The sequence below is a fragment of the Streptomyces purpurogeneiscleroticus genome, assembly GCF_020024005.1.
Classification (GTDB): Bacteria; Actinomycetota; Actinomycetes; order Streptomycetales; family Streptomycetaceae; genus Streptomyces; species Streptomyces purpurogeneiscleroticus.
Genome location: NZ_NHSG01000450.1, coordinates 1 through 11168, shown reverse-complemented (window position 1 = coordinate 11168; position 11168 = coordinate 1). Strand labels below are relative to the sequence as shown.

Here is an 11168-nt window from a genome sequence, read left to right as displayed (position 1 = left end):
GGGCGGGCCGTACGCGGGGGCGGCCCAAGAGACACCATGTCAGCAATCATTACCGGTGGGTAGCAGGCGGACGTGAATTCCCCGGCCGTGCAGAACCCACTGGACCACACGGAACCCGCTGGACAACACGGCGGCGTACCGGTGGGATGAGGGCGTGCTGACCGACACCGCGACCGATGTCTTCGAAGAACACCGCCCCGTCCTCCAGGGCGTGGCCTACCGCATGCTCGGCCGGGTGGCCGACGCCGAGGACGTCGTCCAGGAGGCGTGGCTCCGCTGGTCGGCCGCCGACCACGACACGGTACGGGAGCCGCGCGCCTACCTGGTGCGGGTCACCACCCGGCTCGCGATCGACCGGCTCCGCCAAGTGCAGGCCCGGCGCGAGGCATACGTGGGGCCGTGGCTCCCCGAGCCCGTCGCCACCGACTTCGGCGGCGCCGTCCCGGACAGCGCCGACCGCGCCGTCTTCACCGAGTCCGTCACGCTCGCGGTCCTCGTCGTCATGGAGTCCCTCTCGCCCCTGGAGCGCGCCGTCTTCGTGCTGCGCGAGGCGTTCGGCTATCCGTACGCGGAGATCGCGTCCGTACTGGAGCGGGGTGAGGCCGCGGTGCGCCAGCTGGCGGGGCGGGCGCGGCGCCACGTGGAGGAGCGCAAGCCGCGCTTCGAGGTGAACCCCGAGCGCCAGCGCGACCTGACCGAACGGTTCCTCGCCGCCGCGGCCGGCGACGACCTCCAGGGGCTGATCGGCCTGCTCGCCGAGGACGTGCGGCTGGTCGGCGACAGCGGCGGCAAGGCCAAGGCGCCGCTGCGCGTCATCGAGACGGCGGACAAGGTCGGGCGGTTCCTGGTCGGCGTCTCCAAGGCCCCGGCCGTGGACCTGCGGTTCGGCTTCGCCGAGCTCAACGGCGGGATCGCGCTGGTGGGGCGGGTCGGCGACCGGGTCGACTCGGTGTTCCAGCTCGATGTGGTCGACGGCCGCATCCAGACGATCTACGTCGTCCGTAACCCGGACAAGCTGGCGGCGGTGTCGGCGGCGGCCTGAGCCCCGTCCTTCCGTAAAGCCCGCCCTTCCGTAGAGCCGGCGGCCCGATGGGTCGCCGGCTTCGTGTGCTCATCGCCGCATTCGCGCGCCCATTGGCCGTGTCCAACCGTGTTGAGTCGGTCACGCTACGGCATCGGATCGCCCATTGGTCTTGACCAAGGGTGAGGCCGCTCATATCGTCGCAGGCATATCTCAACAACCTTTAATAAAGAAGCGCTCGAAACCCCTGGCCGGCGCCGGGGGGCACCCCGGGGGGCGGTCCCGGGACACGGCGAATGCGGAGGACAGGGTGGGGACCACGCAGCTCGACACGGTGCAGGAACCGAAGTACTGGCACCTCAAGACCGTGCTCAGCGAGGCGCTCGACTCGGAGTTCGCGGTCGGCGAGATCCTGCCGAACGAGCGGGACCTCGCGGCGCGCTTCGGGGTTGCCCGCGCCACGCTCCGGCAGGCGCTCGAACAGCTCGAACTCGAAGGCAGGCTGCAGCGGCGCCGCGGCGTGGGCACCACGGTCGCGCCGCCCCGTATGGGCGTGCCCGTGGACCGCTCCGGACACAGCTGGCCCGGCGCGCCCGGTGACGCCTGGCAGCCGGCCGACGCGGCGGCGGTGGACGGCAGCGCGGTCCCCGCGGCCGTCGCCGAGCCGCTGGGGGTGGGCGCGGGCGACACCGTGCACGTCGTGCGGCGCACCAGGGTCGACAACGGCCAGCCGGTCGCGGCCGAACTGCTCTATGTACCGGCCGAGTCCGTCCCCGGACTGGCGACGGCCGCCGCCACCGGCCCGGTGGCCCGCGCCCGTGCCGTCCTCCAGGAACTGCAGCGGCTCGAACTGGACGGCGAGGAGCGCGCCGTGGAACTGGGCTCGGCGCGCGCCGAGGACGCCAAGCAGCTGGACCGGCTCCCGGGCGCGCCGGTACTGGTGGTCACCACGCGCTATGTGACCGGCGGCCGCACCACCGCGGTCTCCGTGTCCACCTACCGCGCCGACACCTGCCGCCTCACCTTCGGGGACCGCGATGACGTGGCGGTACTGACGGGCTGAGACGACGTGGCGGTACTGCCGGGCCGAGGCGGGCCGTACTGGCCGGCGTCCGGCTGTCAGCGCCGGGCCGTCACCGTGCCCTCCACCGCGAACAGCTGCTCCTCGACGTGGTCGAGGGCGAGGCGCAGGGCGCCGGTCGCCACCGCCGCCTCGCCCAGGGCCGACAGGGCGACCTGCGGTGGCCGCAGACAGTAGCGCGCCAGCTCCTCGCGCAGCGGGGCCAGTACACCGTCCAGACCGGCCGCCCAGCCGCCGACCACGACGATCTCCGGGTCCAGGGCGAGGACCAGCGCGGCGACGTCGTGCACCAGCCGCTGAATGAAGCGCCGCATCGCGTCCCGGGCGCGCGCGTCGCCCTCGCGCGCCAGCGTGAACACCCTTGCGACCTGTGCCTCGTCCAGCGGGTGCAGCGGTTCGCCGGTCGTCGACAGCAGCGTTTCCGGCGTCTCCCCGCGCCCCAAGAGGTGCAGCGCGCCGATCTCGCCGGCCGCTCCGCCGAAGCCGCGGTGCAGCCGCCCGCCGATCAGCGAACCCGCGCCCGGACTCAGCCCGGCCAGTACGAACACCACGTCGTCCGAGCCGGCCGCCGCGCCCTTCCAGTGCTCGGCCACCGCGGCCGCGTTGGCGTCGTTCTCCACCAGGACCGGGCACCGGAAGGACTTGCGCAGCCGCTCACCCAGCGGCAGCCCCGTCCAGCCCGGCAGCGCGGTACCCAGCCGTACCGTGCCGTCCGCCTCCACGATCCCGGGGCCCGCGACGCCCACTGCGCGCAGCGAGTCACGGGCCACGCCCGCCTGCCGCAGCAGGTCGGCGACCGTGTCCCGGACGCACGCCAACCGCCGGTCGGCCGGGGCCGATTCGTCCACGTCGTGCTGGACCGACCCCAGCACGCGGCCGCTCAGATCGGACAGCAGCGCCGAGACCCGGTGCGCGCCGATCTCGATGCCCAGCAAGTGCCCGGCCTCGGCGCGGAAACGGAACCGGCGGGCGGGTCGGCCCTGCCGCCGCGCGCCCTCCTCGGCCGGCGCCTCCACGACCAGCCCGGACTCGATCAGGCCCTCCACGACCCCCTCGACGGTGGGCCGGGACAGGCCGGTGAGCTGTACCAGGTGGGTCAGGGTGGGGGAGTCGGCGGCGCGCAGCGTGTGCAGTACCACCGCGGAGTTGATCCGCCGCAGCAGGGAGGGGTCCCCTCCGGTGAGCCGCCCCAACGTCCGTCTCCCTCGCCTCGCGTGTTGGCGGGATCGTAGCCGGTCGGACGGCCCGCGGCGAGCCCCGAAGTGTGCTGGTCACGGCCCGTGACGGACCGATTGTCAGACCCCGGGTCTTTACTGATGACATGACGAGGCAACAGTTTTACGGCCACCTGTCCGCGATCGACGCGGCGATCGACACCGTGCGCGGCACCGCGGTCGACGCGCCAGGGGATGCCGGGCGGATGCTCCGGCTCCGGGTGAGCGAGGAGTTCTGGGACGCCGATCCGGCGGACGAGCGGGCCGCCGCGGAGGAGCTCGAAGCGGAGCGGGAGGCGCTGGACGGTGTGCTGTCCTTACGCTGGGGCCCGCCCGGAGCGCTGGACCTGACGCCCCATCTGGAGCGGTCGGCGAGGGGGCTGCCGGTGTGGCCGCCGCTGGCGGAGCTGTCGGCCCTGACCACGACGGCGCACGTCTGGACGGTGGGGGAGTGCCGGGTGGCGACCGGCATGGGCAGAGCCGCCGACTTCCTGCCGTACGAGCTGGTCGCGGCGGTGTGGCCGGACCGCGGCGAGGGACCGCCGCTGCCCCGGCAGGGCGGTCACTCCTCGGCGAACGCCGCCGCGCGGAGCCGGCCGTACTCCTCCGCCAGCGTGGTGGGGTTCCAGTGAGCGTTCAGCCCACTGGGGTTGGGGAGCACCCAGATACGGGCGTCGCCGATGGTCCGCTCCTGCGGGCCGACCTTGGCGAGCTTGTCGCCGAAGGCCGCGCGGTAGGCGGTGACCCCGGCGACCGCCAGCCACGCAGGGCGCAGCCGGCGCACCTTCTCCTCCAGTTGGCGGCCGCCCTCCGCGAATTCCTCCGGCGTCAGTTCGTCCGCGCGGGCCGTGGCCCGCTGCACGACGTTGGTGATGCCGACGCCGTACCGCAGCAGCTCCTGCTCCTCGTCGGGCCGCAGCCGCCGGGGGGTGAAGCCGGCGGCGTGCAGCGTGGGCCAGAAGCGGTTGCCGGGCCGGGCGAAATGGTGCCCGGTCGCGGCCGACATCAGGCCGGGGTTGATGCCGCAGAAGAGCACCCGGAGGCCGCTCGCGGCCACGTCCGGGACGAGGCGGTCACGAGCGGCTTCCAGCTCTTCGGGGGTGAAACGCGGCACGGCGCTCCGATCGGACGCAGGGTCAGAGGATGGAGCCCGGCGTGTAGGCCGCGGCCTCGGGGTGCGCCTTGGCGATCTCCTCGATGCGCGCGACCACGGCCGCCACCTGGTCGGCGGCCGCGCCGGTGAAGGACAGCTTGTCGGCCATCGCCTCGGCCAGCTGGTCGCGGTCCAGCGGGATGCGGTCGTCGGCGGCGAGCTTGTCCAGCAGCTCGTTGCGCTCGGCGCCCTGCTCGCGCATGGCGAGCGCGGCCGCGACGGCGTTCTCCTTGATCGCCTCGTGCGCGACCTCGCGGCCCACGCCGGCGCGCACGGCACCCATGAGGACCTTCGTCGTGGCGAGGAAGGGGAGGTAGCGGTCCAGCTCGCGGGCGACCACGGCGGGGAAGGCACCGAACTCGTCCAGGACGGTCAGGAAGGTCTCCAGCAGGCCGTCCAGCGCGAAGAAGGCGTCCGGCAGCGCGACGCGGCGGACCACGGAGCAGGACACGTCGCCCTCGTTCCACTGGTCGCCGGAGAGCTCGCCGGCCATCGAGGCGTAGCCCCGCAGGATGACCATCAGGCCGTTGACGCGCTCGCAGGAGCGGGTGTTCATCTTGTGCGGCATCGCCGAGGAGCCGACCTGGCCGGGCTTGAAGCCTTCGGTGACCAGCTCGTTGCCGGCCATCAGGCGGATGGTCTTGGCGAGCGAGGAGGGCGCGGCGGCCAGCTGCACCAGGGAGGTGACCACGTCGTAGTCGAGGGAGCGGGGGTAGACCTGGCCGACCGAGGTGAAGTTCTGCGCGAAGCCGAGGTGGCCCGCGATGCGCTGCTCCAGTTCGGCGAGCTTGCCGGCGTCGCCGCCGAGCAGGTCGAGCATGTCCTGCGCGGTGCCGACCGGGCCCTTGATGCCGCGGAGCGGGTAACGGGAGAGGAGGTCTTCCAGGCGGGCGTAGGCGACGAGCAGCTCGTCGGCGGCGGTGGCGAAGCGCTTGCCGAGGGTGGTGGCCTGGGCCGCGACGTTGTGCGAGCGGCCGGCCATGACCAGCTCGGCGTGCTCGCCGGCCAGCTTGCCGAGCCGGGCGAGGACGGCGACGCTGCGGTCCCGCATCAGTTCGAGGGAGAGGCGGACCTGGAGCTGCTCGACGTTCTCGGTCAGGTCGCGGGACGTCATGCCCTTGTGGACCTGCTCGTGGCCGGCGAGGGCGTTGAACTCCTCGATCCGGGCCTTCACGTCGTGCCGGGTGACCTTCTCGCGCTCGGCGATGGAGGCCAGGTCGACGTCGTCCAGGACTCGCTCGTAGTCGGCGAGGGCCTGCTCGGGCACCTCAACGCCGAGGTCCTTCTGCGCGCGGAGCACGGCGAGCCACAGCTTCCGCTCCAGCTTGACCTTGTACTCGGGGGACCACAGGACGGCCAGCTCCGTGGAGGCGTAGCGGCCGGCCAGGACATTGGGGATGCGGGGCTTTGCAGTCACGTGAGCCGATTCTACTGTTCGTTTGCGCAGGCCGGCGCCACGGTCCGGATTGTGGCTTGCTACAAGCCGTACGCCTCTCCGCGCAAGCAGCACAGCTCCCGCCGCAAGGCGCACGGCTCCGCTACGAGCCGGACGGCTCTGCCGGTACCGTCTCCACCTCGACCCCCAGCTCACGCACGGCGGCGAGCTCGCGCGCCTCCGTACCGCTGTCGGTGATCACCGCCTCGTACAGCGCGGCGTCCCCGTAGCAGTACGTGGCGGTCTTGCCGAATTTGGAGTGGTCGGCGAGCAGCAGGCTGCCCGTGGCGGCGCCCAGCATCGCCTCCTTGACCTCGACGAACTCCGGCAGCGGGTGGAACAGCCGGCCGCCGTGCACCGCGGTCGCCGACATCAGCGCCAGATCCGCGTGGATCCGCGACAGCCCCCGCGTCACCTCGCGTCCGGTGCAGGAGTTGAAGTCGCTCTGGTACTGCCCGCCGAGCAGCGTCACCTCCGGGCCGGACCGCGCCGGACCGCCGGAGGTGCCGGACGCCGAGGACAGCCGCTGCGCCAGCCCCACCGAATTGGTGACGACGGTGAGCCCGTCGATCTCCGCCAGAATGCCGGCCAGCGGGTACAGCGTGGTCGAGTCGTCGATGAGCAGCGTGCTGCCCGGCCGGATCCGCCGGGCCGCGGCGGCACACAGCGCGCTCTTCACCTCGCGGTGCGCGCCCTCCCGGAAGCGGGTGGCGGTCTCCATGGTCAGGGCCGGGAAGGCGACCGCGCGCCCGCGCTCCTTGCGCAGGAGATCACGCCCCGCGAGATCGTCGAGATCGCGGTGCATGGTCATCAGGCTGAGGCCGAAGTGCGCGGCGAGGTCGTCGATGCGGATCTCGCCCCGCTCGACGACGTACTTCAGTACGTCCTGCCGGCGGTCCTCGACGGCTGCCTGCGACAGCCGCGCCTTGGCGGGCACCCGGCCCTCCTTCCCTCGTGCGTTCCCTCTCGTGCGGCCCGGAGCGTCGTGCGGCCCGGCGCGCCGTCAGCCGGTCCGCGGACGCACCACGGCCTTGATCGCGGCCGGATCGGCGGCGCCCGCGGTGAGCGCCACCCCGCTGTCCTCCAGGCCGTACCGGTGCGTGACCAGCCGGCCCAGATCCACCTCGCCGGAAGCGGCCAGCGCGATGGCGGTCGGCCAGGTGTTGGCGTACCGGAACGTACCGGTGACCTCGATCTCGAAGTTTTGCACATGCGCCAGCGGCAGCGGGATGGTGTCCCCGCCCATCCCGACCAGCACCGCACGCCCCGCCCGGCCCAGCGCGCGCAGCCCTTCCTCGGCGGCGGCCGGCGCGCCCGAGCACTCCAGCAGGACGTCCGGCTCGTACCCGGTGTCGGCGAGCCGCGTCGTGCGCGCGTCGACGGTCGCGGTGGCGCCCAGCTCGCGGGCCACGGCGAGCCGCTGCGGCGCGACATCGGTGACCACGACCTCGCTCGCCCCGAAGGCCCGCGCGCTCTGCAGCGCGACCAGCCCGATCGGCCCGGCCCCCGTCACCAGCACCCGCGACCCCGGCGCGATCCGCGCCTTCCGCGAGGCCCAGACGCCCACCGACAGCGGTTCGAGCAGCGCCGCGCCCTCCGCGCCCAGCGACTCGGGCACCGGATGCGCGAAGTCCTCGTCCACGGCGACGTACTCGCACAGCGCCCCGTCCACGGGCGGCGTCGCGTAGAAGGACACGTCCGGGCAGAGGTTGTACCGGCCCTGGCGGCACTGGGCGCAGCGGCCGCAGGGCACGCCCGGCTCGATGGAGACCGGCTGCCCGATGGTGTGCCTGGCCGCGCCGGGCCCGAGCGCGACGACCGTGCCGCCCGGCTCGTGCCCGAGGACCATGGGGGAGCGGACGACGAAGTCGCCGATCCGCCCGTGTTCGTAGTAGTGCACGTCGGAGCCGCACACGCCGACGGCTTCGACGCGTACGAGCACCTGGCCGGGGCCCGGCCAGGGCACCGGGCGCTCCTGGATCTCCAGCTGCTTCGGCGCGAGCAGCACAGCGGCCCGCATCGTCTCGGGCAGAGTCTCGGAAGAGGTCGACAAGGTCATTCTCCGGTCACGGCTCCCATGGTCAGGCCGGTGACCAGCCACCGGCGTACGGCGAGGCCGACGAGCATCATCGGGATCACCACGACGGTCCCGATGGCGGTCAGCTGCCCCCAGTCGATGCCGGTCTGGGTGACCAGCTGGCTGGCGGCGATGGGCAGGGTCTGGGTGTGCGGTCCGCTGAGGACCAGCGCGAAGGCGTAGTCGTTCCAGGAGAACACCAGGCACAGCACGAAGGTGGTCACCAGGCCCGGGCGCGTCAGCGGCAGGATGACGTGCCGGAACGCCTGCCAGTTGCTGCACCCGGCCACCAGCGCGGACTCCTCCAGGGACGGCGGTACCTCCGCGAAGAAGGCGCTGAGCAGCCAGATCGCGAACGGCAGGTTGAAGGAGAGATAGGCCAGGACGAGGCCGGGGAGGGTGTCGATCAGCCCGAGGTAGCGGAAGATCAGGAAGATCGGCAGCACCACGGCCGCGATCGGTGCCATCCGGGTGGAGATGATCCAGAACGACAGGTGGTGCTTGCCGCGCATCCGGCTGCGGGCCAGGCCGTAGCCGGCGAGCGCGCCCAGCGCGGTGGCCAGCAGCGCCGAGGCGCCCGCCGCGACCACGCTGTTGCGCAGGTACGGCCAGAGCGAGTTGCCGCCGCTGAACAGCCGCCGGTAGTTCTCCAGCGTCGGCGCGAACGACAGGCTCGGGGTCGGCGCGGTGACCTCCCCGGTGGCCTTCAGGGACGACAGCAGCATCCAGCCCAGCGGTACGAGGGTCCAGACGAGGGCGACGAGCACGAGGACGCGGACGGTCCAGCGGGCGGTACGGGTACCGCGTTCGAGAGCGGCGGTGGTCATCGCGGCAGCTCCTTCCGTTCGAGGAGGCGGACGAAGAAGCGGGCGACGACGGTGGTCACGGCGAGCATCAGCAGGCCGGTCACGGCGGCGTACCCGAAGTCGAAGAAGCGGAAGGCCGTTTCGTAGAGCCGTACGGAGGCGACCTTGGTGGCGTCGGCGGGGCCGCCGCCGGTGGTGTTCCAGATGATGTCGAAGTAGCGCAGCGCGTCCATGGACCGGATCAGCAGCGCCACGAGCAGCACGGGAGTGATCGAGGGCAGGACGATGTACCGGAGCGTGCGGAGCATGCCCGCGCCGTCCAGGGCCGCGGCCTCGAGAACGCTCGCCGGTACGGACGTCAGCCCGGCCAGCGCGATGAGCGCGATCAGCGGTGTCCACTCCCAGATGTCCATCAGCGTCACCGCCGCGAACGCGCTGGTCCGGTCGCCCATGATGTCGCCGTGGTACCCGACCTGCCGCAGCAGCCAGCTGTACAGGCCGAACGTGGAGTCGGTGAGGAAGCGGCCGAGCAGCCCGACGATCACGGGCGCGACGAACATCGGGAGCAGCATCAGACTCAGTGCCGCGTTGCGGCCGCGCCGCAGCCGCCACAGGCAGACGGCGAGCAGCGTGCCGAGCACCATCTCGCCGCCGACGGTGAGCACGAAGTACGCGGCGGTGCGGGCCCAGGCCCAGGCCATGTCCGGGTCGGTGAACAGCCGCCCCCAGTTGTCCGGGCCGACGCCCTCCAGGCCGAGGCCGCCGAGCAGATGGACGCGGGAGAAGCTCATCGCCACCACGGCCACGAACGGCAGCACGGAGACGGCGGCGAGGACGAGGATGCCGGGGGCCATCATGCGGCCGTGGAAGCCGGGGAGCCGGCGGCGGCGCGGCTGCCCGGTGCCGGGCGCGGGGGCGGCAGTGTCCGGTGCCTCCGCCCGTACGGAAGACGTGGTCATCCTCAGGCCACCCACCCTCGTGCCGTGATCCGGTCGATGCGCTCGGCGGTGGCCCGCATCGTCGCGCGCGGGGACGCGTCCCCGGCGATCAGCCCGGACAGCTGCGTGTAGACGGCCGTGTCGCACTCGCCCCACATCGGGATCTTGGGCCGCAGCCCGATGTTGGCCGGCTGCCAGGTCTCCCGTACGGCCTTGGCGGTCAGCATGTTGGGCAGCTTCGTCGGCCGGTGCTCGGCGCGGAGCACCGCGCGCTCCGCGTACACCGACGTACGCGTCGGGGTGCCGCCGCCGACCTTGCTCGCCAGCCCGGCGAGCTGTGTCTTCGGTGCCGTAGCCCAGTTGGCGAAGAGCCAGGCGGCCTCGCGGCGCCGCTTCGGAGCGACGCCGGATATCGCGATGCCGGTCCCGCCGTACATGCCGGCGGCCCGCGCGGGCCCCTTCGGCAGCCGCGCGTAGCCGACCTTCCCCGGCATCACGGCCTCGTTGGACGCCGCGTACTCGTGGAAGTTGGGGCACATCGCGATCCGCCCGGCCCGGAACGCGGCGCCCAGCCCGTCCCAGTCCCAGGTCCGCGACCCGGGGTCGGCGATCTTCAGCAGCCGCTGGTAGAACTCGGCCGCGGCCACGGCCCGTTCGGACCCCAGCCGGCACCGCCCGGGATCGGTGGCGCCCAGGCTCCCGATCCGCGCGCCGTCGTCGAAGTAGTCCCCGCCGTACGCCCACAGCACGTTCGAGAAGTCGCACATCAGCGAGTCGTGCTGCTTCGCCTGGTGCCCGGTCCCGTACTTCACCTCGTCGGTGTGCTCGTTGAACCAGCGGGCGATCGCGTAGTACTGCTCCCATGTCGTGGCGTCCGACGGCGTCGGGTCGAAGCCCAGGTCGGCGGCCATCCGGTCGCGGTACTTCGCGAACAGATCGGCCCGGTACTGCCAGATCATGGTCGCCGAGTCGTACGGCAGCGCCAGCACCTTCTCGCGGTCCTCGAAGCGCCCGGCCGCGTCCAGGTGCGTGGCGACGAAGTCGCCGAATCCGCCGGGCAGCCGGGGCAGGTCCGGGTGCTCCTGGAACTCCCGCAGGTCGGCGAAGGCGGCCGCGTACGGCGCGAGGACCTGGTACGGGTCGGCGTACACCACGTCGTACTCGCCGTTGCCGGAGGCCAGGTCCAGCGCGACCTTCTGGGCGAGCGCGGACAGCTCCAGCGTGACGATGTTGACGTGGATGCCGGTCAGCTTCGTGAAGGGCGCGAGGTTCGCGGCGATCGCGGCGGTGGGCGCGGTGTTCTCGGAGATGAAGTTCAGCGTGGTGCCGGCGTACCGGCGCCAGGGTGCGGCGCCGGCGTCGAAGGACGCGCCGGACGCGCGGCCGCAGGCGGTGAGCAGCCCGGCGGCCCCGACGGCGGCGGCGCCTCGGAGGAGGGCGCGT

General features: G+C 72.8%; 11 protein-coding genes. 3 read left to right on the top strand and 8 right to left on the bottom strand.

The window, feature by feature from the left end:
- Positions 1–154 precede the first annotated feature (154 nt).
- Together CCS38_RS33215 and CCS38_RS33210 are read left to right on the top strand one after the other, a co-directional pair.
- Complete coding sequence (locus tag CCS38_RS33215; protein ID WP_223737088.1) at positions 155–1042, top strand: RNA polymerase sigma-70 factor; 888 nt, start codon at positions 155–157, stop codon at positions 1040–1042.
- A 289-nt stretch (positions 1043–1331) separates the two neighbouring features.
- Positions 1332–2084, top strand: coding sequence for a GntR family transcriptional regulator (locus CCS38_RS33210; RefSeq protein ID WP_223737087.1), 753 nt, complete (start codon positions 1332–1334; stop codon positions 2082–2084).
- Between the two features lie 56 nt (positions 2085–2140).
- Here the strand turns inward: CCS38_RS33210 and CCS38_RS33205 are convergent, their stop codons facing one another.
- Positions 2141–3295: an ROK family transcriptional regulator gene (locus tag CCS38_RS33205; protein ID WP_223737086.1), complete on the bottom strand. Its 1155-nt coding sequence runs from the start codon at positions 3293–3295 to the stop codon at positions 2141–2143.
- Between the two features lie 128 nt (positions 3296–3423).
- Here CCS38_RS33205 and CCS38_RS33200 point away from each other — a divergent pair, with 128 nt between their 5' ends.
- Positions 3424–3948 carry a hypothetical protein gene (locus CCS38_RS33200; protein WP_223737085.1) on the top strand — a complete coding sequence of 175 codons (525 nt, stop codon included), beginning with the start codon at positions 3424–3426 and terminating at the stop codon, positions 3946–3948.
- Here CCS38_RS33200 and mug read toward each other — a convergent pair.
- The 7 genes from mug to CCS38_RS33165 all read right to left on the bottom strand — a co-directional run.
- Positions 3879–4430 carry a G/U mismatch-specific DNA glycosylase gene (gene mug, locus CCS38_RS33195; protein ID WP_223737084.1) on the bottom strand — a complete coding sequence of 184 codons (552 nt, stop codon included), beginning with the start codon at positions 4428–4430 and terminating at the stop codon, positions 3879–3881. The two genes, CCS38_RS33200 and mug, sit on opposite strands and share 70 nt — an antisense overlap.
- A gap of 22 nt (positions 4431–4452) precedes the next feature.
- Entirely contained in the window at positions 4453–5886 is a 1434-nt protein-coding gene (gene purB / locus CCS38_RS33190; protein ID WP_223737083.1) for an adenylosuccinate lyase, read from the bottom strand.
- Positions 5887–6007: 121 nt separating this feature from the next.
- Positions 6008–6841: a DeoR/GlpR family DNA-binding transcription regulator gene (locus tag CCS38_RS33185; RefSeq protein ID WP_223737081.1), complete on the bottom strand. Its 834-nt coding sequence runs from the start codon at positions 6839–6841 to the stop codon at positions 6008–6010.
- 66 nt (positions 6842–6907) lie between these two features.
- On the bottom strand, positions 6908–7963 hold the full coding sequence (locus tag CCS38_RS33180) for an NAD(P)-dependent alcohol dehydrogenase (protein ID WP_223737078.1): 1056 nt from the start codon (positions 7961–7963) through the stop codon (positions 6908–6910).
- Entirely contained in the window at positions 7960–8808 is an 849-nt protein-coding gene (locus CCS38_RS33175) for a carbohydrate ABC transporter permease (protein ID WP_223737077.1), read from the bottom strand. The genes CCS38_RS33180 and CCS38_RS33175 overlap by 4 nt, the downstream gene beginning before the upstream one ends.
- A complete protein-coding gene (locus CCS38_RS33170; RefSeq protein WP_223737075.1) occupies positions 8805–9746 on the bottom strand; it encodes a carbohydrate ABC transporter permease in 942 nt (313 codons plus the stop codon). The genes CCS38_RS33175 and CCS38_RS33170 overlap by 4 nt, the downstream gene beginning before the upstream one ends.
- Positions 9747–9748: 2 nt before the next feature.
- A partial coding sequence (locus tag CCS38_RS33165; RefSeq protein ID WP_223737073.1) for an extracellular solute-binding protein occupies positions 9749–11168 on the bottom strand: 1420 nt, incomplete at its 5' end.